Consider the following 26,916-nt stretch of genomic DNA (forward strand, 5'->3'; position numbering starts at 1 on the left):
TTAGGAGTTGTTCATGGATATTACCCTTACTCTACTGTCATGTATGGCATTTATGGCGATCGTTGCCGCTATCTCTTACATGAAAACCAAAGGGGAAGTTAACACACAAGATGGTTACTTCCTCGCAGGAAGAGGGCTGACCGGCACCTTTATAGCCGGGTCCATGATCCTTACCAACCTCTCCGCTGAGCAGCTTATTGGCTTAAACGGCTCTGCCTTCGGCTATAACCTTAGCGCGATGGCGTGGGAAGTAACCGCAGGTATCTCTACCATAATTATGGCGCTTATTTTCTTGCCACGTTATTTAGCGGGTGCGTTCTCAACCCTACCTGAGTTTTTGCGAGACCGCTTCGACGACAGCGTGCGTAGAATGACGGTAGTACTGTTTATGGTGGGTTACTCGTTAGTAACTATTCCATCGGTACTTTATTCAGGCTCCATTGCAGTTTTGCGACTGTTCGATGTACCGGGTCTTTTTAACGTAAGCTATGAGGTGGGTCTGGTACTTACCATCGTCATAGTCGGTACGATTGGCGCTCTCTATGCCATTTTTGGTGGCTTAAAGGCAGTAGCGGTATCAGATACTATTAACGGTGTAGGCCTATTAATTGTGGGTTTGCTAGTCCCTATACTTGGTTTAATTGCTTTAGGCGACGGAAGCTTTAGCGACGGACTTTCGACTATTGCGACAACGGAAACAGAAAAGCTCAATGCCATAGGCGGCGCTAACGATCCTGTCCCCTTCGGTACTATTTTTACAGGTATGATATTAGCTAACCTGTTTTATTGGGGTACAAACCAATACGTTATTCAAAGAACCCTTGGGGCCAAAAACCTGGTTGAAGGTCAAAAAGGCGTGCTGTTCTCAGGCTACTTTAAAGTGCTTGTGCCCTTTATGATGATGCTACCTGGCGTTATTGCTTATCATTTATACCAAGATGAAAACCTTCAAACTATCGACCTCGCCTACCCTCATTTGGTTAAAGACGTACTGCCACAGTATTTATCAGGTTTTTTCTTAGCTGTATTACTTGGTGCGGTGTTTAGCTCTTTCAATTCACTGCTTAACAGTGCTGCCACACTATTTTGCTTAGACGTTTATAAGCCCTTCAAAAAAGATAAAGTGAGTGACGAAAAGCTAATCCGCGTTGCGAAGATCACCAGTATTGTTATCGCTGTTTTGTCTTTTATCACTGCGCCACTGCTTATGTTTGCACCTGAAGGCTTATGGCAAATTATTCGCATATTCACTGGGTTCTACAACATCCCTGTCATCACCATTGTGCTTGTGGGCTTGTTTACTAAGAGAGTGCCAGCCTTAGCCGCTAAAGTAGCTATTATTTTCCACGTGATCGCTTACGGGCTGCTAAAGTTCGTATGGGAAGTGGATATCAATTTCATTCATATTTATGCCATTCTATTCGCTATAGAACTGACCATTATGTTAACCATAGGTAAGCTATATCCAATGGCTACACCATGGCACTTTAAACCGAAGGCCGAAGTTAATATGACCCCATGGCGCTACGCTATCCCCTGCGCCATTGTGCTGGTTGGTCTTATTGCTACCTTGTATTTGATGTTCTCCCCAGTGGGCTTTGTAGGCGGGATCAGTAACATCTTTATACCGGCTCTAGTTGGCTTGTGGGTAACCTGTTTCGCTGCCATTGGCATAAGCCTTAAATGGTGGCGAGTAAAATACGAGCAAGGCCTAAAGCGCCTTGCTTCCCAGCCGGCTTAAACTAAACGCTTCGCTTCTGTATAGAAAAAAACCAAAAAAATTAACATAACGTTTGCAAACGACTTAACAATTGTTTAACTTAACCACTCTTATATAAGACATCAGATGAAAGATATCTTTTATAAAGACTGGTAATGATAAATCACATAGTGCGCCATTTTAAATGATGCCCCTTGTGTAGCTAAAAAAAAATAAAAAACCAAACACCGTCTACGTACAACGGTTGATATATCCGAAAAATGTTGGCCATTGTTAGTTAGAGCGAGATAAGCGAAATACCCTGGAGAACAACATGAATACAAAAAGATCGATCATTAGTAAGGCGGTAACCCTTGCTATGACATCTGGATTGCTGCTTAACGCAAATGCCTACGCGCAAGATGCAGAGACTGAACAAACCGAAGCTGCAAAAGACGATAAGTCATTCGAGCAGATTGTCGTAACCTCACAGAAACGTGTACAAAGTATTAGCGATGTTCCTGTAGCAGTATCAGTATTACGCGGTGACCAGATAGAGTCGGCTTTCGCAAATAATGTTGAGAATCTTCAAGCTCTCGTCCCATCGGTAAGTTTTCGTAAAGGTACCACAACCCGTAACTCTGCATTAACGGTTCGAGGTATTGGCACAATTTCATTTAGTATCGCTGCCGAGCCAAGTGTGGCGACTGTGGTAGATGGCGTTGTATTAGGCCGCTCCGGACAGGCTTTTGCCGATCTATATGACGTTGACCGTATAGAAGTTCTGCGCGGCCCACAAGGTACACTTTTTGGTAAAAATGCATCAGCCGGTGTGGTAAACATCACCACAAAAGATCCGTCACAGGACTTAACCGGGAGCCTTTCTACTGAATTTTATCAAGACAATGAATATCGTTTAAAAGGCACGGTGAGCGGTGGTATAACAGACGACCTTTCAGCTAGTTTGACCGTGTTTCAAGGTAAATTCGACGGTTATATAGACAACGTTTACAACAACGAAACGGTAAATGGCTATGACCGTGAAGGTGCGCGCGCCGTTGTGCTTTACGAGCCAACTAACGATTTAAAAGTTAAATTTATTAGCGAGTTTTACAGTGCTGATGACGACTGTTGTGCCGATTTAGAAGGCGTATCAAGCGGTCGTAATCCAGACTCAGAAGCAGCACCTAGCAGTGCAACTATTGCTGACGGCATTGATTTAGAACAGCGTCAAATCGACCACGATTTTGAGTCTCGCACCATCGACGACCACTCAGCTTTCTCTGTGCAAGTTGATAAAACTGTTGGCGACTATACTTTCACTTCAATCACAGCCCAGCGCTCATGGGAAAACACTGAATTCCGCGAAGGTGACTTTACCTCAATTGCTGGCGACAGCGACCAGCCAGTTTTCGGCGTCCCGTTCCAACTACACGATGTGGGTGAGCAGGAATGGAGTCAGTTTTCTCAAGAATTCCGTGTTGCTTCAAACCTAGCAGGTCCATTTAACTTCCTTGCAGGTATGTTCTACTGGAACATGGATTCTGAGCGTAATTTTACGCGGGATGCAAACTGCCAGAACAATGCAGGTCAACTTGATGACGCACTGACTTTTTACGCACAAAATAATTTGTCAGGAGACGACCTAACCAACGCGCTATCAGACCTAGACGCCTATGCAGACTCACTGGGGGTGTCGTGTAATGCAAACGATATCGTCTCCGCCACTGCATTTATGAGCACCGAGTTTAATAACTGGGCGGTATATGGCGATGGTACTTACGATTTAAGCGATGATATGCGCCTTATCTTCGGCCTTCGCTATACCGACGATGAAGTGTCGTATAAGCATCGTCGCATTAGCAACGATGAATATGGACGTCGTGGTGTTGGTGTACGCCCTGCTACCGAAAACACGGATGCCGAAGGGGTGGTAGATGAAACCAATCTGTCTGGTCGTGTAGGCCTACAGTACGATCTTGACAAAAATCAGATGGTATATGCCACCTACTCTCAAGGCTACAAAGGCCCGGGTTTTAATGTTTACTATAACTTTAATCCAGACAACGACGGTCGTCCTATCGGCGCTGAAGAATCTGACGCTTTCGAGATAGGCTATAAGTACGCAAGCCGCGACCTTTTGTTAAACGTTGCTTTGTTTAGCACCGACATTGAAGGTTTCCAAGCGAATAACTTCGATTGTTCGGACGGTGCGTGTATTACCCGTCTGACCAATGCCGGGGATGTTACCACGCAAGGTATCGAGCTTGATATGATGTGGAACGCAACCGACAACCTTACGTTAATCGGTGGTGCTGCATACACGAAAGCAGAAATCGATGAGTTTAACTGTCCTGAAGAAGCGACATGTACCGACCGTTCAGGGCTTGATGTTCCTTTCTCACCTGACATGAAATACTCGCTAACCGCTGAATACTTTATGGAAACAGAGCACGGATTCGATGTTTACTATAACGCATCGTATATCCACACCGACGAGCAGTACTCTGACTTGCCAGACAACAATGGTGTATTCAATTCTCACTCATTATTACCTGACTACAGCATGCTTAACGCAAGCGTAAGTTTCTCATTCAAAGACGATGCATTCCGCGTATCTTTGATTGCTAAAAACTTACTCGATGAAAGCTATGCAACAACGTATAGCGGCGATAACTTCCGTTATCAAATCCCTCGCGACGCAGACCGTTACTATGGCGTAGCCTTCAAGGCACAATTCTAAACCTTCAAAGCGTGTGTGTTTAAAGGGGCGTGTATACGCCCCTCTTTTTTTGAGAGCAATAACTCAAGCGCTTAGGCAATTAGAAATACGATTAACTAACGGCTTCCTGTCCCTGCCTCTATTGCGTCTTAATTTATCTCGTCGTGTTCATGATGATGAGAATGGGCATGCAAATGATCATTCTCATCACGGCATGGCTCCCCCGGTAGTTCAAACTCTACGGTTGTATGTGCAAGTGCAAATGGCGCAAGACGTTCACGCACCAGTGTTTTTAATTGGCGCAATTTATCATTGTCGATAGCACAATTAATGACGACATGAGCGGTGAGTACATGTTGTTCACCATCTAAAGACCAAAAGTGCAAATGGTGAACTTCTTCAACATGCTCCATAGACAGCAACGCTTGGCTAATAGCCTTTCGCGTAGATTCATCAGGCACACCTTGTAAGAATAAAGACATAGTCTGCACAAGGTATCTCACTACGTTTATTAAAATAAAGAGGGTAAAACCAATCGATAATATTGGGTCGAGAATTGGCCAATCTACAAAATGAAGAACAATGGCAACGACTAACACTGCCACCCAACCCAGCGCATCTTCAATTAAATGCCAGTTAAGCACTTTCTCATTCATTGAATGGCCACCATGAAGCTTATAGGCCGCGAAACCATTTACCAGAATACCCAATATCGCGAGCCCTATCATGCCTTCCGTTACAGGCATCTCTGGGCTGTATAGACGAGGAATTGCCTCGGACATTACCCAAATTGAACCAAGTACTAAAATGAGACCGTTAATCATGGCTCCCATTAAACTTAGCCTTTTAAAGCCATAGGTATACTTTTCGGTGGAGGCTTTGTGACCTAGTTTACTCAAGTACCAGGCTAATCCAATTGAGAGGGAATCGCCTAGGTCATGAACAGCGTCTGCCATTATAGCCACACTGTTAGTGAGCCAACCGCCGATAAACTCAATAATAGTAAAGGTAAAGTTCAGCCAAAATGCCCATCCGATACGAGTGGAGTCTTCCTTAGAGGAAGTAGTGTCGACATGATGATGATTATGCATGGGCTATACTCTTTTTGAGCTATAGAGAAAGCTTATCGTGAAGCACTATTTGTTGCGAGTGAAATACTCCAAACACCTTATTAACAACCGCGCCTTTTCATTTGTAAATGCAGAGTGAATCGTTAAAGTAATCTTTTTAAATAAAACGACCAATACCAACCAAGCCGCTGATAATATTATTATTTTTATATTTTTGACGATATATACTCATTCTACTAAATGTTAATTTTTTGAGAACAGTATTGATCTTTACGTGTCAGTGGCTTAATGTAATGTAAGCGCTTTCAAACAGCCATTTTTATTTGACCCATTTTGTAAGCGCTTACACAAGCTTTTTACGTGGCATTTGCCACAACATAAAAACCCAATTTCTTTTGATCAGGGCTGAAAACAATGACGAAAAAAGCATCTCAACTCTCGCGGATAGCAGCCGCGATCTCAGTCACAACCCTATTTGGCTGTGGAGGTGGAGCAACAACCTCTACAGATATCGACGTTGTTGACGCAACGGTTCCCGTTACCGACTGGGAGCTTGTTTGGAGCGACGAGTTCGATGGAACCAGTATTAACGATGATAACTGGACCCATGAAGTAAACTGTGACGGTGGCGGTAACAATGAAGCCCAGTGTTACACAGACAGCGAAGACAATTCATTTGTGTCTGACGGTAGCCTGAAAATTGTCGCGCTTCCTGCCGAAGAAGGTGCCCCAAAACCGTATACGTCAGCCCGATTAATTACTCAGTATAAAGCCGATTTCAAATACGGCCGTTTTGAAATGCGCGCTAAGCTACCAGAAGGTCAAGGTAGCTGGCCTGCATTCTGGATGATGCCTACTGATTCAGTATATGGCGGCTGGCCGCGCTCTGGTGAAATCGACATTATGGAAGCGGTAAACCTGAAAGCAGCAGACGCAGACGGTAACCCTGAAAACCATATTTACGGCACCCTTCACTATGGTCAAGAATGGCCGAACAATGATAGCTCTGGTCAAGCGTATTCTCTTCCTGATGGCGCGAACCCAGCTGATGACTTCCATACCTACGCTATAGAGTGGCAGGAAGGTGAAATTCGCTGGTACATGGACGGCTATTTATATGCCACCCAGCGTCGCTCTGAGGTGCGCTATAACGCAAATGGTGATGCAACAGGTCTTTCCCACCGCGGTTGGTACACCGAGTACTTTGACCAAATTACCGGTGAACTTGAAACCCAATGGAATAACGCCCCTTACGATCAAGAGTTTTTCATGATCCTTAACTTCGCTGTGGGCGGAAGCTGGCCTGAAGCAGTTAACGAAACGGGCATAGATGCAGATGCATTCGTAGACGGTCAAACGTTCGAAATTGACTACGTGCGCGTTTATGAGTGTGCCTCAGACCCTGAAACTGGTAAAGGTTGTGAGACTGTGCGCCCTGGTTACGACAGTGTAGATGATGCATTGGTTGAAGGCGCAGTTCCCATCCCGTCACCGCCTTCTACCGGCATTCCACAAGACTTAACCATTTTTGGTGGCACACCTAATCCAAACTGGGCAGCGTGGGATTGCTGTGGTGGCTCTACCCCTCAACTTGTTGAAGATACTGAGCTAGGTCAAGTTTACGAATTTACCTTTGGCGCAGATCCGACGGTAGTAGGCTTTATCAGCCGCGATGCGTTTCTTACTGACCCAGAAGGTGAAGCCTCTCCATTTGATGCATCTCCCCTTGAAGGCATTGGTAGCTTAAAATTTGATTTAAAGCTTGTTTCTGCACCTAATAACGCTGAAGCAAACTGGAACTTGAAAGTAGAAAGTACTGAAGCAACCACAGATGCCTCTTTTTCACTGATGAGCGGCTATGTTGGACCTTCAGATACTGCACCTGCTACACCGCAAGTGGGTGTATGGGAAAGCTATCAATTTCCTATCAGTATGCTTGCTGAAGCAGAGCTAGATACTAGCGCCATTGATACCATCATGATCTTCCCTGACTGGGGTGCAGGTGAAGGTGCCGTTTATCAAATTACTAATGTAGAAATTTCACAGGACGGTGCGACAGACTACCCTGAACTCACTATCTTCGAAGATGGCCAAAACCCTGATTGGCCTATGTGGGACTGCTGTGGTGGCTCTACGCCAACTGAAGAAATGGATGACGAAGAGCACGGCTTAACTGCAGAGTTCCGCATTGGCGCTGAACCTACCGTAATGGGCTTTATTACTCGTTCTGCCGCTGGTGGTGGTGATACCCCATTTGATGCAACTGCACTTACAGATGGTGGCCTTCTACAATTCGATATGAGAGTAGTGAGCGCTCCTAACAATCCAGACTCTACATGGCTATTTAAAGTTGAGTCTAACGATGCATCAACTGCGGTAGAACTACCATTAGCGGATAGCGTTGAAGGTCAAGCTCCTGTTGAAGGTGAGTGGCAGACATATACGTTCCCTATTTCTGACCTACAAGCACGCGGCTTAGACGTTAGCGCGATAGACGTCATTATGGTATTCCCTGCTTGGAGTACTGGTGAAGGCGCCGTGTATCGCTTAGACAACGTAAAAATATACCACCCTGACAGTGGTCAAGAAGCGCCTTCAGCGTCTGGCATTACCTTGTTTGCAGACACTGCGGCAGACCAATGGCGTATTTGGGATTGCTGCGGTGGCTCAACGCCTACCGAGGAAGTTGATGATGCAGACCACGGAACAGTTGCTGAGTTTCGAATTGGCGCAACACCAACGGTAATGGGCATTATTGCCGATGATGGTCATTCTTACGATGCGTCAGCACTACTAACTGATGGTGCAGTGCGATTCGAAATGAAAGTAAGCTCTATGCCTAACAATGCTTCTGCGCCTTGGTTATTCAAAATTGAATCTATCGACGTGTCATCAGCAGTAGAGCTCCCTATTTCGGCTAGCCTTGAGGGTGTAGACCCTGTTGAAGGCGAATGGCAAACCTATACCTTCCCTCTTCAAACGCTGTACGACTTAGGTCTGGATATCAGTGCAATCAACGTCATCATGATGTTCCCTGCATGGGGCTCTGGTGAAGGCGCAGTATACCGCGTCGATAATGTTGAAATTGCAGCGCAATAGCAAAGCATGTGTTGCCTAAGCGGAGCTTGGGCAACATACGAAATTGATAAGAATTAGTAGGGCAATTATGAAAAACACATCTTTTAAAAAGACCCAACTTGCCACATCAATGGCTTTGTTGATGGGCTCTTCTCTTGTGCTACCCGCATATGCTCAAGAAGCGGAAGCAGAAGCTGCAACACCTGCAGAAGGTGAAGTAGAAGTTATTCAAGTTAGTGGTATTCGCGGCAGCATGATCCGTTCAATGGATTTAAAGCGCAGCTCAAGTGGTGTAGTAGACGCCATATCAGCTGAAGAGCTAGGTAAATTTCCTGATACAAACCTAGCGGAAGCACTGCAACGCATTACCGGTGTCACCATCAGCCGAAATAACGGTGAAGGTAGCCAAATTACTGTTCGTGGTTTCGGCCCAGAATTCAATCTGGTAACCCTAAATGGCCGCCAAATGCCGGGGACCGGTTTTACCCGTTCTTTTGACCTTGCTAACCTTTCATCTGAAGGCGTAAGCACGCTAGAGCTTCAAAAAACTGCCCGAGCAGAAAACCCGAGCGGAGGCTTAGGTGCTACGGTAAATATCATTACTATGAAGCCGCTTTCCCAGTCAGGGCAAAACGCTACTATTTCAGTGAAAGGTATTTACGATACGTCGAACGAAGAAGGTGACGATGTAACCCCTGAAATTGCGGGTGTTTATACCAATACCTTCGCGGACGACATGTTCGGGTTCGGAGTATCTTTTTCACACCAAGAGCGTGACTTCCAGCAGCAGTCGGCTGCTATTCAAGGTTGGGTACTACAAGAGAACGATGCACTGCCTGAGCTAGATCCAAGCAACGTTGTTGACAACCGTACTAATATTACAGATGCGGCGTTCTTCCCAAAAGACATGAACTACAGCATTAATGATGTACAGCGTGAACGTTCAAATGGACAAGTTACCTTCCAGTTCCGCCCTGTCGATGCGTTTACTGCAACCATAGACTACACCGCGTCTCGCGCAACCACCGGCACTAACAGTGTAGGTTGGGGTATTTGGAACAATTTTGGTGCTAACATCAATGCTTACGAGCTTGATGAAAATGGTACGGCTGTTTATGCAGACATCAGTGGCGATGACGGCTCGTTTACCGCAAGCCGCAACACTACCCGCGTCGATGCTCGCTCACTGGGTGTAAACTTAGACTGGATGGTGAATGACGATTGGCACTTCCGTTTGGATTATCATGATTCTTACAACAAAACCGACAATGGTTATGACGAAGGATTGGGTAGCGCTGGGCAAATCATTCTTGGTTCAAACCAGTTAGAATCTAAAATTTATGACTACCGTGAAGGTGAAATCCCTCAGGTCTTCGTTAACTGGAATAACGGCACTAATGAAATTTTGCCGGGTGAAATTGACTCTAACTTCAGTCAGTTCATCTATTCACCAGGACGCTCTGACATTGAACAGCTGCAGTTAGACGGTACTTGGTATAACTCAGCGTGGGATATCCCGCTTGTCAAAATCGATTTCGGTGTAGCTCGCACAGAACAGTCTTTGACTGGCTTCACCGCATGGAGCGGACTACGCGGCGGACCTGGCTTTAGCCCGTCGTTTACGGAAATTTTCCCAGACAGCATGTTCGTTCGCAACGACACCTCAGGCTTCCTAGACGCTTTTGATGGTGGTGGTGCGAGCATGAACCCAGGCTATTATTACACCTTTGACTTTGATGAAGCCATTGCGCGTCAGCTTCAATTCATCACTGCCGACGTTGTGGGCGAAAGCAACGCGTACTCTATCGACCCGTACTTCAGCGGCGCACCTTCAGTAAGCAACGTAGAAGAGACAACAGACTCAATCTACGTACAGACTGAATGGGATTTTGAAGTTAGCGATTACTATGTTCAGGTTAACGCAGGTCTTCGCTACGAAGAAACGGAAGTACCAAGCACGGCTGAAGTACGCGTCCCTATTCAGGTTAACTGGGTTGCGGCTGGTGAGTGGATCACTGTTTTCCAAGACGGCGTTGAAGAGCAAGACTTTACCGGTAAGTACGATGTATTGCTTCCTATGTTCGACGTGAAAATTGATGTAACTGACGACATTGTTGCCCGCTTCTCTTGGGGCAAATCAATTACCCGTGCACCTATCGGCTTCTTACAAGGCGGTCGTTCATTTAGCGGAAGCCCTAAAATTGGTTCGCGCACGGTTTCTGAAGGCAGTACCGATCTTAAGCCTTACGAGTCAACTAACTTAGACTTATCTTTCGAGTGGTACTACGACGAAGCGAGCTATGCGTCAGTCGGCCTATTCAGAAAGTCGGTTAAAAACTACATCGATACGCAAGGTGCGCTTGAAACCTTTGACGGTCTAAACGACATCTATCAAGGGCCAAGATGGCAAGAAGCGGTATCTGCACTTCAAGCAGACGGAATCCAAGCTACTGACAGCAATATTTACGATTACTTCTTGTCGGCGGGTTACGCCAACGCTGAAGGCGTAGTAGAGCCTAATTCAGATGACCCACTTATTGAGTGGAACGTGGTGAAGCCTCGTAACCTTAATGAATCAAAAACTGTTGAAGGTATCGAGCTTGCTGTTCAACACACATTTGGTGAAACGGGCTTTGGTTTTGGCGCTAACGCAACGCTGGTTGACGGTGACGTAGAGTACGACCCGTACAATCTAGAACAGCAAAACCCGCTAGTAGGTATCAGTGATTCAGCTAACTTCCAAGTGTTTTACGAGAAGGAAGGTCTGTCTGTAAAAGTCACTTATGCATGGCGTTCAGACTATGTTGTTGGTATTGGTCAAGCGCAAGGTTCATCTGATAACCCAGCCACCCAGTTCGACACCTTTGGTCAGGTTGATGCCAGCATCAACTACGATGTGAATGAGCACTTAACAGTGTTCCTAGAAGGTGTGAACATCAACGACGAAACCGAGCGAGGTTATGGCCGCTTTGAAGAGCAATTCTTATTTGCCCGTCAGTATGGCCCTCGCTACACGCTAGGCGCTAGATACAGCTTCTAAGTTTAGTAAGCACTTACGATAAGGGCCTTTTCAAGGCCCTTTTTTAATTCCAACCCGCTAAAATCATCAAACATTTCTGCCATTTTTTGGTAACCTCACTTCATAAGCTCAGGTATGAGTAGTAGAAGAAGTAAACAAGTGAAGTATAAGAAGTGTATTAGCGCGCTAGTGCTATTTTTGATGGGAATTAATTCTACTTTTGCGATTAGCGGTGATAAATATTTCCAAGCATATTCCCAAATTATAAGCAGTAAACCCGACGGTGAAAAAGAGTTAATGGCATTAGTCTCTGACTCTGACGCCCTATCTGAATCGTCATCCCTTGCATCTGTGTACATTGCTTTGCTGCAATCTACGGTTAATCATCCTACGGGATTCGAAGAATACAAACTTGCGCCGAAAGACCACCTACAAGATGTAAAGCGTTCACATCCGTCTTTATATTTTAGACACAACATTCTGTTAGCTTATAACTTTGCCATTCAAGAAAAGTGGCGTTTGGCCCATAGCAAAATTGACGAAATAATCGCGTTTGCCAATGGTAATGATACTGAGCTTTACTTTGACGCCATTGCGACTAAATCCATTTTCTTGGCGAGAATGGGACTAATAAGAGCATCTTTGAACTCCAGCGCAAAAATCTTGGGCGAATTGCCCTCATTAACCGAAAAACGTTTCTTTGGAGACGGTGCAATAGAAAACATGGAGCTTGATATAGGACTCAATATGTCTTACCTAGGGGAGAGCAAACGGGCTTTGGAGTTGTGTTCTCGCGCAGAGGCTTTCTTTATTACTAGGCCGTTGGCTAGCCCACACCGATATTACCAAATTGCCCTCGATTGCCAACGAAGAAGCCTTGAGAACTTAAATCAATCCGATAAGGCTTTCGATACGCTTGAAAGGTACATTGAATACGCTACATCCATTGAAGACTGGGATACCTACACCTATGGGCTAGTTTTGAAAGTTGAGTATTTGTATGCTCTGGACAAAGTAAAAGAAGCGCATAAATTAATTGAAAAAACTGAGAGTTTTATATCCTCACTACCGACCTCTTACGATACTAACACCTATCAAATTTCTCGATTTAAAGCGCTAGTAGAACAAGGAGATGTTGAAAGAGCTAACGCTTTGTCTGCCATAATTGCTGATAACTTAAGTGACGATTACAGCTCGCCTGATTTACATTGGGCGCAATTCAAATCTATTCAGTCTTCTCTTTTCGAGCAGTTGGGAAACAAAGATGCTGCCATATCAGCATTGCGAGACAGTAAGAACTTTTATCAAACCCTTTACTATCAGACGGACGACAGAAAAGAGCTGTTTAGCGACTATTATGAAAGTGCGTTAGCTGAGCGAAAATTAGAGCTTTTAGAACAACAGCACGAATTATCTCAATTGGAACTTGCAAACAGCAACAGAGTGAATTTAATACTCACTGCTGGTGCGCTGACTTTATTAGGACTTCTAGTCCTCATTAGCTATCTATATGCTGTCCAGCGAAGATTAAAAAGAGAACAAGAAACATTAGCGACTGTAGATACCCTCACAGGGGTTCGTAATAGAAGAAGTTTACTCGGTGTTATACAGTTAGAGCTCAACGAGGCAAAAGGGTATCAAAATGACTTGTCATTGGTGTTAATCGATTTGGATAACTTCAAGGCAATCAACGACAACTACGGCCATGAATGCGGAGACGATTTACTTAAAGCGTTTTGCGAGCATGTATCTAACTCCATTAGAAAAACAGATACTTTTGGACGCTATGGCGGAGAAGAATTCATTTTATGCCTTCCAAAAACCTCCGCTTCCGAAGCTAAAAAAGTTGTAGATTCAATCCTTGATAGCTATCGACAATTGCGTATTTCTAGTGAGATCAGTGAACAAACCTTTTCCGCTGGCATCGCTGAATATCAAAAAGGTATTGAAACGTCGACACTAATAAATCAATGTGACGATGCACTATACGTAGCTAAAAGATTCGGTAGAAATAGAGTTTGTATTTTTAGTCATGATGACTGACAAAAGCCTAAGAGTTGAAAGCTAAACAAGACGAACAAACCTCAGTGCCAGGGTTAATTAACCCTAACACTTTCGTAAGCGTCTCGCTTTAACTATGACTACTGGTGCTTTCCACGCTACTGTTTTCTCTAGGCCATCGTTACTCGGTAACGGGTGTGCCGTCTTTGTTAAACTTCGCAATTGCAGCGCCGGACGCCTTCCATTGTTCACGTTCGGCGTCTGTGGCTTTTGGCGAGAACCAGCCAACATAGGCGTAAAATATTCCTATCAGAGGTGCCGTCCAACAGGCAAAAGCAAGAGGGATATAGAGCAAGTTTTCTAAGCTAGCGCCTGAAATACCAAGACCAAGAGCCGATATCACAAACGCGCCTCCGGCATTCCAAGGAATAAGCGGAGACATAAGCGTTCCTCCCTCTTCGATACCGCGCGACAGATTAAGGGTGGAATAGCCCATGCCACGATAAACGGGAGAATACATCCTTCCAGGTAAAGCCACCGATAGATATGGGTCGCCTGCCACTAGGTTAGTGGAAAAGGCAGTGCCAACTGCCGCAACCTGTGTACCGGCAAAGGTTTTTGCTTTGCTTTTAATTGCGTTAATGATGCTTCGTAAGCAGCCCGTTGTTTCTAACGCTCCACCGAAACCAAGGGCAATAAGCACCAAGGAGATGGTCCACATCATAGACTGAACACCACCGCGATTAAGTAAGCTATCTATTTCAACGATATTGGTATTAATGGAGTAGCCGTTATTTGCATAATCGAATACGGCCTGCAGGCTTTGCCCCTGCATGAACATGGCAAATACACCTCCCACCACGGCACCAGCAAATAATGCAGGAAGTGGCGGAATCTTCTTAAGTGCTAACCCCATAACAATCAGTGCTGGCAAAAGTGCCCAGCCAGAAATGGTGAAATTATCTTCTAGTGCCGTGGTAATACCCGCAATTTTAGCAAACGAAACGCTTTGGGCATCTATAACGAAGAAGCCGACGCCAAGGTAAATTAAAAACGCGATTAGCATGGCAGGAATGGTTGTTGCCATCATATTTTTTATATGTGAAAACACATCTGTACCGGTTACTGCCGGAGCAAGATTTGTGGTGTCAGACAGCGGCGATACTTTGTCCCCAAAGAAGGCCCCAGAAACCACTGCCCCCGCGGTCCAGTACATGGGTATATCGAAGCCCTCGCCAATACCCATTAACGCTAAACCAACGGTGCCTACGCTCCCCCAACTTGTACCTAGAGAAACGGAAACGACTGCGCAGATAACCATACCGGCAGCCAGAAAGATTTGGGGAGAAAGGGTCTTTAACCCATAGTAAATAATGGTAGGTACAGTACCACTAGCTATCCAAATACCTATGATCATTCCAACAACAATAAGAACACTCACCGAAGGTAAGGCCACGTGGATAACTTTAAAAATACCTGCCCGTACATCTTCCCATGTAAGACCAAGATAAGTCCCCACAAAACTGGTCAATGCTATGCCGATGGCAAGTGGGATATGAGGCTCGAACACGCCGAAGTAGAAGATCTGCATACCCAATATCAAAAGGGTTAAAATAACTGGCGTCAAAGCAAGATAAAAATGGGGTGTAGGCGTTTTATCGTTTGTCATATTACTACCCTGTAAATAAACATGTGAAGTGAACGAGGACTTAGCAAAATACCCTGCTTGAATCAGTTATCATCCAGCCACTGATTTGCAGATTTAATAAACATAGCTACGGGGTAACGTGGGGAAAAGATCGGTGACGCAAATGAGTGGGGGGTTGAGCTTTTTACAAACAAAAACGTCGCCAAGGCTTTGCCCCGGCGACGTTGTTTAAGGTCTAGTGATAGAGCTTTAACTTACTCTTGGCAGCTTATACTCGCTGATTCTGCCGCACTTGGCGTAAACTGAATATCTGCTACGCTCAAACTTGCCTTACCTGAACTGCCTAGCTCAAACGGTACGACAAGACCAGTGAAATCAATGCCCTCATCAACAAAGCACTGCAGGTCAATGTTCACGTTTGTCCATGTATCAGCAGGCATCGCTTTAAGCTGCTCGCTAATATCAATCTGCGTTGAACAGCTGCCCGCAGCATCCCCCTCGCCCTCACAGTTCATACCTACGGTGACAGGCGCATTAATATCTGAGTGACGGCTAACGTTAAAGCTTAACGCTCCTTCTGTAAGTAGCTGTGCGCTTAAATCTTCGCGGAAAAAGCTCTTGCTAGCAAACCGCATAGCCGCAAATTCAGAGCCATCAAAGGTAACTTTTCGTGCATCTTCTTGCACTACCTTGTCCACAGTGCGGTAGGTCAGCGCACCAAGGGTGTGAGTACTTGCGTTCACAGGTAGCGTTTCATCACCTGAATAAAGCCATAGTACCCACGGTGACTGCACGGCACCATTAAGGATTTCCATCGGCTTGTTGCTGTCAGTGCTAACTTTTATTTCAGTATTCAACGTGTCGCTTAATACATTGTCATCGCTGAAAGTAAGACCAAAACCATAAGGTAAGAGCGGCTCGTAAGCCTCATCGCCTTTATTCACTATCTGCTGAGGCTGTGACGGCCAAGAGAAAGATAGCTTTCCTTTAAAGTCTTGTTCGCCAAACAGCACATCAGCTACCGCATCACCTTCAGAACCCGGTAGCCATGCAGCAACAAAAGCGTCAGATGCATTAAGCTCGGCATTTACCCACATTGGGCGGCCGCTGATAAACACAGATACCACAGGAATACCTTGAGACTTCAGCTTTTCAAGTAGCGCTAAGTCTTTCTTATTGCCGTATTGGTAGATAAGCGTTTCTCTATCACCGTGGCCTTCTGCGTAAGGCTCTTCACCGAATACCACAATGGCAACATCTGGCTTAGTTTCAAAATCGCCCTCAACAGAAAGCTGAACGTTGCCACCTGCACTTTCGACATGCTCTTTGATGCCGTCGTAAATAGAACTTCCGCCTGGGAAGTCCGCATTAGTATTGTTGGTGCCTTGCCACGTAATACTCCAGCCACCAGACTGCTTACCAATGTTGTCGGCGCCATCACCGGCCACTAATATGTTTTTAGTTGCAGAAAGAGGCAGAGTTTTATCTTTGTTTTTCAGCAGTACTAGTGACTCACGTACCGCTTGTGCTGCTACTTCGCGATGCTCAGCTTTGCCAATTAATGAACGGTTACCTGAAAGTGGTCGATTTGCTGGGCTAGGCTTATCGAAAAGACCCGCTCGTACTTTCACACGAAGAATACGGCGCACAGCATCATCGATACGCGTCATCGCGATAGTGCCATCTTTCACTTGAGCGAGGGTGTTGTCGTACAGTACCTTCCAATCGTTAGGTACCATGAAAATATCCAGACCCGCGTTGATAGCTTGCGCGCAGTCTTCGTTATTACAACCTTTTACCTGGCCGTGACCGTTCCAATCGCCTACTACGAAGCCGTCAAAGCCCATTTGGTCTTTAAGTACATCATTTAATAGGTACTTATGACCGTGAAGTTTGTCGCCGTTCCAGCTGTTGAACGATGCCATAACAGACTGCGCACCAGCGGTTAATCCGCCAACATAACCTTGGGCATGAATATCGAATAGCTCTTGTTCGCTAGCTACGTTATCACCTTGATCGTCCCCGCCTACGGTACCACCATCACCGACAAAGTGTTTTACCGTGCTGATTACACGCTGGTCGCTTAAAAAGTCTTTGTCAGCAGCACCTTGTAGACCTTTAACCACTGATGCAGCATACTCTCTTACAATCGCTGGGTCTTCAGAGTAGCTTTCATAGGTTCTACCCCAACGGTCGTCACGTACAACAGCAACCGTTGGCGCAAATACCCAATCAATGCCCGTCGCCATCACTTCTTTCGCTGTGATATGAGCAATTTTCTCTACTAGCTCAGGGTTATTTGCCGCACCTAAACCTATGTTATGAGGAAATAAAGTGGCGCCAATAACATTGTTATGACCGTGAACCGCATCGGTACCCCACATCGTTGGGATTGTCGAACCATCTAGGCTGTCGTCGATGGAGGCTTGATATAGCTTTTCGGCAAGTTCCACCCAATCTTCAGGAGTTGCATGCTTGTCGTTATTCGGAAATGCGCCACCACCATTGAGGTAAGAGCCAAACCCATACTTACGCATGTCTTCAACAGTGATATTGCGAATTTCTGGCTGTATCATCTGCGCAATTTTTTGTTCAAGCGTCATGGTAGATAAAATATCATCTACCTTTTTCTCTACCGCAGGGGCTGACTTTACTTCGATATCTAGCTTAGGCCATATCTCACTGGCTTTATTCGTTTTTTCTACGGCACTGTTAACTGAAGAAGCGTCTTCATCGGATGCACAAGCGCTAACTAAGACACTGATCAATGCACCTGCAACAACCTTCGCGATTAGACTTTTTCGCATTATTAATCCTCGTTACTTTTCAGTGGTTTGAAATTTAGACACGCGACTTCCTACAAGGCCATAATAAGCGATGTAAAGATAGCACGAAGCGGGTAATAGGAATGAAAGCGTAACCCCAATTGAGTCGGCCAGCATACCTTGAAAGAGTGGAACGATAGCTCCCCCCACAATAGCTAGACATAAAATGCCTGAACCTTGCGGTGTGTCCTTACCTAGTTGCTGTAGTGCAAGACTGAAAATGGTAGGGAACATAATTGAGTTAAATAAACCTACGCCTAATATACTCCACAGCGCAAGGTCACCCGTACTTGAAAGCGATAGCAAAATAAGGCCAATTGCTACACAAGCATTAAAGGCCAATACATAACCACCTGAGATTTTTTGCATAACGACAGCGCCGATAAAGCGCCCTACCATGGCTCCACCCCAGTAATATGCCAGCAGTTTCGCCGCGCCAGCTTCAGTTAGTCCGCCAACCGCGGGACTGGCTAAGTAATTAACCAACATACTGCCAATAGCCACTTCTGCACCAACATACATAAATATACCAACCGCACCTAAAACAAGGTGTTTGTGGTGCCATGCGCCGCCTTTAAATACACCTGCATTTGCGCCTGTGTGGTTAAGCTTAGGTAACTTCAAGTACATGAAAATAAGCGCTAGAAGCAGTAACGACGCCGCTAGAATTAAATAAGGAACCTGTACATCTGACGGGCTTGGCGTGCCCCCACCGTGCTCGCCTGTGGCACCGTAGATAAGATAAGAGCCGAAGAATGGCGCCACTGTGGTACCAAACGCGTTGAATGCCTGAGTCATGGTAAGTCGTGACGAGGCCGTTTTAGGGTCTCCTAGTGCTGTCACGAAAGGGTTGGCAGACACTTGAAGTATGGTTATACCTGACGCCAACACAAAGAGCGCCAACAAGAAAACACCATAAATTTGACTAGACGCAGCGGGGAAAAACAGCAAGCAGCCTACACATGCTATACCTAAGCCAAGCACAATGCCTTTTAGGTAACCAATGCGCGACACAACCATTCCCGCGGGGAGCGATACGATGAAATAAGCGCTAAAGAAACAAAATTGAATTAACATTGCTTGCGTAAAGCTAAGGTTAAAAGCTCCTTTTAGATAGGGAATAAGAATGTCGTTCAAACATGTAATAAATCCCCACATGAAAAACAACGTGGTAAGTGAGATTAGCGCAAAACGGTAGCCACCGTTTGCCCCTTGCTCTTGGGCGGATGAAATATTCGGCTGAACTGGTGTGTCCACAAGTAACCTCTGTTGCTATTTTTCTGATTAATGATAAATTTACATTTGAAAGCGCTTACATCCTTATCCAAATTATTTTGTAAGCGCTTACATTGAGTAGATAATTACATGAAGCGTTATCGAATTCAATGTAAATATGATGTTATTTGCTTAGCAATTCGCAAAGCAAATATGACGAAATTGTTATTGCTAGGACATTTCTACGATGAAAGACATTAACCTTCCATCCAATTCTATGATGCTTTCTAAAGACTTCCTGTTTGGTGTAGCTACATCAAGCTTTCAAATAGAAGGCGACAGAAAAGGAAGGTTGGACTGTATTTGGGATACATTCTGCGAAAAAAGCGGGGCTATCTCAGATGCAACTAACGGTGATGTAGCGTGCGACCACGTAGCGCTTTGGAAGGAAGATGTAGCGCTTATCGATGCCTTAGGTGTCGATGCCTATCGATTATCTATTTCTTGGCCCCGCGTTATGATGCAAGACGGCACCGTTAATGAAGTAGGTATGCAATTTTACGTCAACCTAGTTAACGAGGTCGTAAAACGCGGTATGAAAGTGTTCGTTACGCTTTATCACTGGGATTTACCGCAGCACCTTGAAGACAATGGCGGCTGGCTAAACCGCGACACCGCCTACGCATTTGAAAAATACGCAGAGGCCGTTGCAAAGGCATTGGGCGAGAAAGTCTATTCTTACGCCACCTTAAACGAGCCATTTTGCTCTGCTTATTTAGGCTATGAAGCCGGTATTCATGCGCCTGGTAAAACAGGGATGGGCAACGGGCGTAAAGCAGCGCACCACCTGTTGCTTGCACATGGGTTAGCTTTGAAAGTACTTAATAGCCATTGCCCGAACAGTCAAAACGGTATTGTGCTTAACTTTAGTAACTGCCATACCACGACGAATTCTAACGAAGATAAGCACGCAGCTAAACTGGCCGACGACTACCATAACCAGTGGTATTTAAAGCCGATAATAGAAGGTAGATACCCCGATATTATCGACATGCTCGATACTGATAGCAAACCAGAAATACTTGAAGGTGATATGGATATCATTTCTCAACCTATCGATTATTTGGGTATCAATTTCTACACACGCACTCTGTATCAAAGTGATGGAAATAATTGGTTTGAAATTGTTCCACCAGCAACAAATGAGCTAACAGCAATGGGCTGGGAAATTACCCCTGACGCGTTTACCGAACTGCTCGTTGATCTTAATGAGCGCTATGACTTACCGCCCATTTACATTACAGAAAACGGTGCGGCCATGGATGATGTCCTTAATGACGGTGAAGTTATAGATGATACGCGTACCGCTTATTTTCACACTCACTTAAATGCCGTAAATCAAGCAATGGAAAAGGGTGTGGACATTCGCGGGTATTTTGCATGGAGCCTGATGGACAACTTTGAGTGGGCGCTGGGTTATTCCAAGCGTTTTGGCATTGTATATGTTGACTACGAAACCCAAAAACGCACCTTAAAACAAAGTGCTTTAGCCTATTCAAAACTGGTGAAGAGTCGCATAAATGGGTACATTAGCGGTATTAAATAAGGACAATTACTAGAAACCGTATGGCAACAATTTACCAAGTATCAGAAGCAGCTGGGGTATCGCTGGCTACCGTCTCTCGCGTTATGAATGGAAACGCGAAAGTAAGCGAACGCACGCGTAAAAAAGTGGAAGACGCTATGGCATCGCTGGGCTATCAGCCCAACGCTATTGCGCAATCTCTGGCATCAAACCGTACCAATAGTGTAGGTTTACTTGTTTCCGAACTGCATGGCTCATACTTTGGTGACTTGATGAGCACGGTTGAACACGTGCTAAAGAAAAGTGGTAAGCATGTAATCATAACCGCGGGACACGTCGATGAAGAGCGTGAACACGAAGCTATAGAGTTTTTGAAAAGCCGCCGTTGTGACGCACTTATCTTGCACGCTGAGGCAGTCTCTGACGAATACTTGAAAAAGCTGGTCGACAGCAAAGTCCCGGTTGTAGTGATTAACCGAAAAGTAGACGAACTTGAGCAAAACTGCTTTGTTGTAGACAACGTAAAAGGTGGCTACTTGGCTACGAAAGCGGCCATTGACGCAGGTCATACGAAGATAGCTTACATTAGCGGACCGCTATTTAAAAAAGATGCGAGCGATCGTCTTACTGGTCACAAAAAAGCTCTTGAAGAAGCGGGACTTACATTTGACAGCAACAGTTTGTTCGAAGGCGACTTCCATGAGTCAACAGGACAGGAAGGGATGCAGCATCTCCAAGCGACCTTTCCAGACTTCACCGCCCTCGTGTGCGCAAACGATGAAATGGCCTCTGGCGCAATGACGGCGGCACGAGAAGCTGGATTTGATATCCCAACTCAGCTTTCCATAGTGGGTTTCGATAACGTGCTATTTTCGCGCTATCTCTATCCTAAGCTAACAACTATTAATAACCCTATTCACGCTATGGGAGAAATGGCCGCTTATTGGGTGCTTGAACATGTTTATAACATTAAAAGTCCTATCCCAATTGAGCACTTATTTGTTCCTGAAGTCGTCGATAGGGACACACTAGGCAAATTATAAAATGCATAAAGCCCTGACTCCCTCGCTATACTACACGCTCATTGTTTCCCTTGGTGGGTTCATATTTGGTTTTGATGCCAGCGTGATAGCCGGAGCCAATGGCTTTATTGACGCCGAATTTAACCTAAGTGATTGGCAGCAAGGATTTGTGGTCAGCTCACCCACGTTGGGCGCACTTATTGCCATGCTCTTTGCCGGCGGCATAAGCGATGCTATCGGAAGACGAAAAGCCCTGATCCTTGTGGCTTTCTTGTATTTACTTTCATCCATAGGCTCTGCCCTCGCCCCTAATTTCGAATTGTTAGTGCTTGCTCGGTTTATTGGCGGCATTGCCTTCTGTTCACTCATCATTGCCCCACTGTATATCTCGGAAATAAGCGCCCCAGAAAACCGAGGTAGAATGGTATCGGTGAATCAACTCAACATTGTGTTTGGTTTCGCTCTATCCTATTTCACTAATTATTACCTGTTACAGCTGAGTAACAGCGGTGCAGGTTGGGTTACTGAATGGGGTATAGATACGCATTTGTGGCGCTACATGCTAGGGCTTGAAGTCATTCCAGCCGCATTTTGGTTTGGCCTACTATTTACTATTCCACGTAGCCCTCGATGGTTAGTACTAAAAGGAAGGCAAGAAGAAGCAGAGCAGGTGATAAACCGCCTTTTCGATAAGGCACAAGCCCATGCACTTGTTAAGGATATTGCATCTTCGCTTAATGAGAAGACTTGGACACTACGCGAGCGCCTTGGTTTTTTAAAAGCAAAAGCCATGCGCTTTCCTTTGATGGTAGGAATCATTATTGCCATTGCGCAGCAAATTACCGGCATCAACGTTATCTTTTTCTATGCACCTACTATTTTTGAACAAAGCGGCGTGGGTACCAACGCCGCCTTTATGCAGGCAGTATGGATTGGTGTAGTGAATGTCGCCTTTACTGTTGTGGCAATGATGACTATTGATAAGTGGGGTAGAAAGCCACTACTCATTGTGGGTTTGACCGGTGTTGTAATCAGCATGGCTATCTGTACCTATGGCTTCAAACAAGCCACTTACCAAGTTCAACAAACTGCCGTTAGCACTATTCAACAAGACGCCCCCATCGCAGCAAGCAAATTAGAACCTCTAACCAACCAAGTCTATTATTCGGACGTGGAGTTTAAACGGGCGCTTAAAACTGTTTTATCAAGTGAAGAGTTTGATACTTACCAACAGCCATTGCTTACCAGCAGTATCACAATGAACGCGCCCTTAGTGCTATTTGGCATTATCGCGTTTGTAGCCTCTTTCGCTATGTCTTTAGGCCCTGTAATGTGGGCGATGTTAGCCGAAATTTTTCCTAATCAAACGCGTGGTTTGGCTATCTCTTTGGTGGGCGTGATTAACTCCTTAACCAGCTTTCTAGTTCAAATTATCTTTCCGTGGGAGCTAGCTAACCTAGGCGCGGCCACCACATTTGCTATTTATGGCTGTTTTGCATTAATCAGCCTCATTTTAGTTGCTAAGCTCTTTCCGGAAACTAAGGGTAGAAGCTTAGAAGACATTACAAGAAACTTTGAACACAAGGCTATGAAATAGCGCACTGTGTTTGCAGTGAAGTTTTAATGTCGGCTTCACCTAGTTGAAGGTGCGTTTTTACGTTTAGCGCGTCTGGTGTTGTGTGGGATGCAACTAAAATCAATGTGGTAGCAGAAAGACTATTTAGTACCTCACTCACCTTTAGTTGTGTGTAAGAATCTAAGCCCTCAAAAGGCTCATCTACAGCAAGAACAGGTGGCTTTGCTAGTATTGCGCGAGCTAATGCCAAACGCTTTCGCTCACCACCAGATAAAGGCCTTCCAGCTTTTCCTACCCAGTTCGTCAAGGGCAGAATCTCTTCCAGGCCAAGCGCAGACAACAATTCACGCATTTCATTTTGAGAAATATCGTTGCCCGCTGGGTCTAGGTTTAAGGATATACTGCCTGATAACACAATAGGTTCCTGCTCTACATAACGCCAGTTTGTTACCATGCCCTCAGGCATACCTATGCCGTCAATTTCGCGCAGCCCCGTAGCTGGCAGCAAACCAATAATTGACTGCAACAATGAAGACTTACCGCATCCCGACGGCCCAGAAATACAAACAACACCATTCGCAGGTAGTGAAGTATTAACCAAACTTGCATGTCGACCTTTAGCAGAAAACTGAATTAAATTAAGTGAGTGTTTTATTTCTCTATCACGATACTGCCTAATTGGCGTGGCTTTAAGTTGCTTAAGAGCATTGACGCTTTGTTTGTACTGCGCAAATTTACTTACACTTAAAAAGCCTGTACTTGCCCAGTCAGGCGCTGCCAATAGAACCATAGGTATGACTATAGCGATAGGCGCGAATACAAGGGCCGACGCTACGGGTGAAACACCCGACATGACTAAAACAACAAATAAAAACGCTAATCCCTGAAACCACCATGCTGTTCGTTGTGCCTTAGCTTTTTGCGCCAGCTGATAGCGCCATACCTGACTAGCACTCGGTATTTTAGTGTTGTCAGGGTTAGGTGAGGCAAGGTCATTTTCAATCATCGATTTGTCCAGATGCCAAATGGCACTGCAGTTGAAAAAATCGGAAGATTGCTGACGAAATAGTTTGTTTGCTTTATTGGCCTCTTTCGCAAGCGTTAGTGCGTTTACGCCTTGCACGGCCACAAAAACTAGCCAAGCAACAAATAGCGCCAGAATATAAAAAGCGCCGGGGAGGTCGAGGTACACCGCAGCAACGCACAAACCTGAGAAGATGAATACAACGCTTGATAGAGGGGCAACCCATGCAATCCATTTGCTCGCAAGCTCTTCAGTATGTTGCGCTAGTGCTTCTGTGGTATAGGCCTTATCAGTAATCCGACTGTTTTCTAGCTGACGAAAAACGCGCAGCCGTGCTTTTGCAATGCGTGCTAGGAGGTCATTGTGTCCGAACCACATACTGGCATAACCTGACGCAATACGAAGGAGCGCCAAAGCGCGAATGACCACAGCAGGTATTACATAGTTAAACCCCACTGGCGCTATTGCGCTAATCGCGATAAACCAAGCAGAAATAACAAGAATACTAATCCCCGCTATGCCATGCAAAAGAGCCAGTAGTAACGTCAGATAAGCGGGTTTTCCATTATTCAAAACCAAAACTCCTTTTCTGATCATTTGAATTTTTATTCACAGCACTGGTTACTACTTTCACTACACTTGCTACATCACAATCGTGGTTGCCGTGTTCTATACCAGTGTCGCTGTGATCATTATTAGCTTCAGTATTTGCTTGGTTGAGTGACGTTTTTTTCTCAACCGACCAAAACTGATTAAACCAATTACTTGGCAATGCTTTGTGAGAGGCCCATATCAAGGTTTTGCTCTCGCCCAAACGCTTAATCAACTGAGCTAGCCTATGGTGTTGCTCATCGGGTAAATGTGCGGTTGGTTCATCGAGAAGCCAGATACTTTCATCACGTAATAACGCTCTTGCCAGTGACAAACGCTGTGCTTCACCGCCTGAAAGTTGCGGGTAGTCTGTCATCACAGTATCAAGCCCATAGGGCAACAGTGTTAGCCAAGCTTCAAGTTCAACGTCTTGCAATGCGGCCATTAAGATGTCATCGGAGTAAGTATCGTTAAGACATAGGTTCTCCCGTACTGAACCTGGCGTGATGACTGGGTGCTGAGTGATCCACACTACTGGCTGTTCGAATTTATGGGTCGCTGGCCTTTGGCCACTAAGCGCCTCTAACAATAAGGTTTTTCCCGCTCCAGATTTCCCATTAAGGAGCACCTTATCGCCTTTTGAGATTATCAAGGAGTTAGCTTTTAGTAAGGCAGGTTGTACGTGCCCTCCATTAAGTGAAGCAGGCTCGCGCAAGTCGAACACATTGAAGTTAGAAGCATCTAGTAACCGTGACATTTCCTCAGGATTATCAGCGCTTTGAGCATAAGATTGTAGTGAAATCGTATCAGGCACGTGTGAGTACAATGGAGCCAGTTCTTCTTGCGCTGCTTCAGCCTGAGCTTTTTGATGATACACCTGCCCCAGTTTTTTCATTTCACTTAGTAACAAGGGTACGGTAAGTAAAACCCATAAGCCTTGCTGCAAGGTTATAGCCGGGCCAATTTCAAGCTCACCTAATAGCGAAAACCCAATAAACACCGCCACTAACGCCACAGCAAGCGTGGCAAAAAAATCGAGCACACTATTAGATAAAAATGCGACACTGACGACTTTCATTGTGCGTGTATTTAACTGTTCGCTTGCTTCTTTTAGCAGGCCGGTTTGTCTTTGATGCGCTTGAAAATTTGATAGCATCGGCAATGCCGCTAAACGGTCTGTAAATAAGCTTCCCAACCTTTCAAGAGCAACAAAGTGTTTACGATGCAGTGCAGCTGCGCCCTTACCAACAATAATCATGAAAAGCGGCACAACAGGAAGTGTGATTAGTAACCCAAGACCAATAACCGGATTGACATAAAAAATTACTGTTAATGCTAATAAAGGCACTACAACGGCTATTGTTTGCTGAACACGATATTCCAGCGCCCAATCTGTAAAAGCTTGTAGGTGCTGTAACCATAGGGTTTGCCAATAATAAACTGAGTGCTGTCGAACCAAGGCATGTTGGCGAGAAACAAACACCTTACTTAACTTCTGCTCCAGCTTGTTGAGCACCGAGTCTTTCGCTTGGCACGACAAGCGATTCGCTACGCCTTGAAGCACCCAGGTTATTCCCAAGCAAACAGATAAGCCCGCTAGATCACTTTGTAAGGCGGGTGTTTTATTCACCACCCAGTCTTGGGCAATATTAGAAAAGTAATAAAAACCAATAATTAAAGAAAAAAGCGACAAACACTTAACCGCTACCTGTGACATAAGAGAACGGCGCAAGCCAAGCGTGTGCGCGCTATCCATTTCCTTACACCACTGAGTAAGTGTTTGCCTGTTGGGAACCTTTTCTTTAATCACTGTTCGTATCTATCTTTCTCGTTATTTGATT

General features: G+C 45.2%; 14 protein-coding genes. 8 read left to right on the forward strand and 6 right to left on the reverse strand.

The features are described 5' to 3' along the window. Positions 1–13 precede the first annotated feature (13 nt). Together ACYX4W_RS02130 and ACYX4W_RS02135 are read left to right on the forward strand one after the other, a co-directional pair. Complete coding sequence (locus ACYX4W_RS02130) at positions 14–1,741, forward strand: solute:sodium symporter family transporter (RefSeq protein ID WP_474803980.1); 1,728 nt, start codon at positions 14–16, stop codon at positions 1,739–1,741. Between the two features lie 292 nt (positions 1,742–2,033). After that, the gene (locus ACYX4W_RS02135) at positions 2,034–4,442 is read left to right on the forward strand and encodes a TonB-dependent receptor (RefSeq protein ID WP_476074529.1); all 2,409 of its coding nucleotides are present in this window, start codon (positions 2,034–2,036) and stop codon (positions 4,440–4,442) included. A 128-nt stretch (positions 4,443–4,570) separates the two neighbouring features. Here the strand turns inward: ACYX4W_RS02135 and ACYX4W_RS02140 are convergent, their stop codons facing one another. Beyond that, positions 4,571–5,512 (reverse strand): cation diffusion facilitator family transporter, encoded by a 942-nt coding sequence (locus tag ACYX4W_RS02140; protein ID WP_474803974.1) that lies wholly within the window; start codon positions 5,510–5,512, stop codon positions 4,571–4,573. Between the two features lie 393 nt (positions 5,513–5,905). Between ACYX4W_RS02140 and ACYX4W_RS02145 the strand changes: the two genes are divergently transcribed. The 3 genes from ACYX4W_RS02145 to ACYX4W_RS02155 all read left to right on the forward strand — a co-directional run bounded on the left by ACYX4W_RS02145 (position 5,906) and on the right by ACYX4W_RS02155 (position 13,631). Beyond that, the gene (locus ACYX4W_RS02145; protein WP_476074530.1) at positions 5,906–8,590 is read left to right on the forward strand and encodes a family 16 glycosylhydrolase; all 2,685 of its coding nucleotides are present in this window, start codon (positions 5,906–5,908) and stop codon (positions 8,588–8,590) included. 67 nt (positions 8,591–8,657) lie between these two features. Further along, positions 8,658–11,609: a TonB-dependent receptor gene (locus tag ACYX4W_RS02150; protein WP_476074531.1), complete on the forward strand. Its 2,952-nt coding sequence runs from the start codon at positions 8,658–8,660 to the stop codon at positions 11,607–11,609. 138 nt (positions 11,610–11,747) lie between these two features. Beyond that, entirely contained in the window at positions 11,748–13,631 is a 1,884-nt protein-coding gene (locus tag ACYX4W_RS02155; RefSeq protein WP_476074532.1) for a GGDEF domain-containing protein, read from the forward strand. 139 nt (positions 13,632–13,770) lie between these two features. On the opposite strand, the gene nhaC is transcribed toward ACYX4W_RS02155, so the two are convergent. From nhaC to ACYX4W_RS02170, 3 genes are all read right to left on the reverse strand, one after another. After that, positions 13,771–15,258 (reverse strand): Na+/H+ antiporter NhaC, encoded by a 1,488-nt coding sequence (nhaC, locus tag ACYX4W_RS02160; protein WP_476074533.1) that lies wholly within the window; start codon positions 15,256–15,258, stop codon positions 13,771–13,773. A 233-nt stretch (positions 15,259–15,491) separates the two neighbouring features. After that, a complete protein-coding gene (locus ACYX4W_RS02165) occupies positions 15,492–18,044 on the reverse strand; it encodes a glycoside hydrolase family 3 protein (protein ID WP_476074534.1) in 2,553 nt (850 codons plus the stop codon). 12 nt (positions 18,045–18,056) lie between these two features. Next, positions 18,057–19,319 (reverse strand): sugar MFS transporter, encoded by a 1,263-nt coding sequence (locus tag ACYX4W_RS02170; RefSeq protein WP_476074535.1) that lies wholly within the window; start codon positions 19,317–19,319, stop codon positions 18,057–18,059. Positions 19,320–19,524: 205 nt separating this feature from the next. On the opposite strand from ACYX4W_RS02170, the gene ACYX4W_RS02175 reads away from it, so the two are divergent. Genes ACYX4W_RS02175 through ACYX4W_RS02185 form a run of 3 tightly spaced genes read left to right on the forward strand, consistent with a single transcriptional unit; the run spans position 19,525 to position 23,481 of the window. Further along, positions 19,525–20,883 (forward strand): GH1 family beta-glucosidase, encoded by a 1,359-nt coding sequence (locus tag ACYX4W_RS02175; protein WP_476074536.1) that lies wholly within the window; start codon positions 19,525–19,527, stop codon positions 20,881–20,883. 20 nt (positions 20,884–20,903) lie between these two features. Then, positions 20,904–21,905: a LacI family DNA-binding transcriptional regulator gene (locus ACYX4W_RS02180; protein ID WP_474872298.1), complete on the forward strand. Its 1,002-nt coding sequence runs from the start codon at positions 20,904–20,906 to the stop codon at positions 21,903–21,905. Position 21,906: 1 nt separating this feature from the next. Beyond that, entirely contained in the window at positions 21,907–23,481 is a 1,575-nt protein-coding gene (locus ACYX4W_RS02185) for a sugar porter family MFS transporter (RefSeq protein ID WP_474872297.1), read from the forward strand. Here ACYX4W_RS02185 and ACYX4W_RS02190 read toward each other — a convergent pair. Together ACYX4W_RS02190 and ACYX4W_RS02195 are read right to left on the reverse strand one after the other, a co-directional pair. Next, positions 23,471–25,057: an ATP-binding cassette domain-containing protein gene (locus ACYX4W_RS02190; RefSeq protein WP_474872296.1), complete on the reverse strand. Its 1,587-nt coding sequence runs from the start codon at positions 25,055–25,057 to the stop codon at positions 23,471–23,473. The two genes, ACYX4W_RS02185 and ACYX4W_RS02190, sit on opposite strands and share 11 nt — an antisense overlap. Further along, positions 25,050–26,831: an ABC transporter ATP-binding protein/permease gene (locus ACYX4W_RS02195; RefSeq protein ID WP_476074537.1), complete on the reverse strand. Its 1,782-nt coding sequence runs from the start codon at positions 26,829–26,831 to the stop codon at positions 25,050–25,052. The genes ACYX4W_RS02190 and ACYX4W_RS02195 overlap by 8 nt, the downstream gene beginning before the upstream one ends. Positions 26,832–26,916 lie beyond the last annotated feature (85 nt).

The sequence above is a fragment of the Alteromonas sp. ABH4_454 genome (genome assembly GCF_056311775.1).

What these genes read in the sequence shown, in the direction of transcription:
- ACYX4W_RS02180 (WP_474872298.1), top strand. Translation starts at nt 20,904, where the DNA reads ATGGCAACAATTTACCAAGTATCAGAAGCAGCTGGGGTATCGCTGGCT.
- ACYX4W_RS02195 (WP_476074537.1), bottom strand. Translation starts at nt 26,831, where the DNA reads ATGGATAGCGCGCACACGCTTGGCTTGCGCCGTTCTCTTATGTCACAG.
- ACYX4W_RS02130 (WP_474803980.1), top strand. Translation starts at nt 14, where the DNA reads ATGGATATTACCCTTACTCTACTGTCATGTATGGCATTTATGGCGATC.
- ACYX4W_RS02150 (WP_476074531.1), top strand. Translation starts at nt 8,658, where the DNA reads ATGAAAAACACATCTTTTAAAAAGACCCAACTTGCCACATCAATGGCT.
- ACYX4W_RS02165 (WP_476074534.1), bottom strand. Translation starts at nt 18,044, where the DNA reads ATGCGAAAAAGTCTAATCGCGAAGGTTGTTGCAGGTGCATTGATCAGT.
- ACYX4W_RS02175 (WP_476074536.1), top strand. Translation starts at nt 19,525, where the DNA reads ATGAAAGACATTAACCTTCCATCCAATTCTATGATGCTTTCTAAAGAC.
- ACYX4W_RS02145 (WP_476074530.1), top strand. Translation starts at nt 5,906, where the DNA reads ATGACGAAAAAAGCATCTCAACTCTCGCGGATAGCAGCCGCGATCTCA.
- ACYX4W_RS02140 (WP_474803974.1), bottom strand. Translation starts at nt 5,512, where the DNA reads ATGCATAATCATCATCATGTCGACACTACTTCCTCTAAGGAAGACTCC.
- ACYX4W_RS02185 (WP_474872297.1), top strand. Translation starts at nt 21,907, where the DNA reads ATGCATAAAGCCCTGACTCCCTCGCTATACTACACGCTCATTGTTTCC.
- nhaC (WP_476074533.1), bottom strand. Translation starts at nt 15,258, where the DNA reads ATGACAAACGATAAAACGCCTACACCCCATTTTTATCTTGCTTTGACG.
- ACYX4W_RS02135 (WP_476074529.1), top strand. Translation starts at nt 2,034, where the DNA reads ATGAATACAAAAAGATCGATCATTAGTAAGGCGGTAACCCTTGCTATG.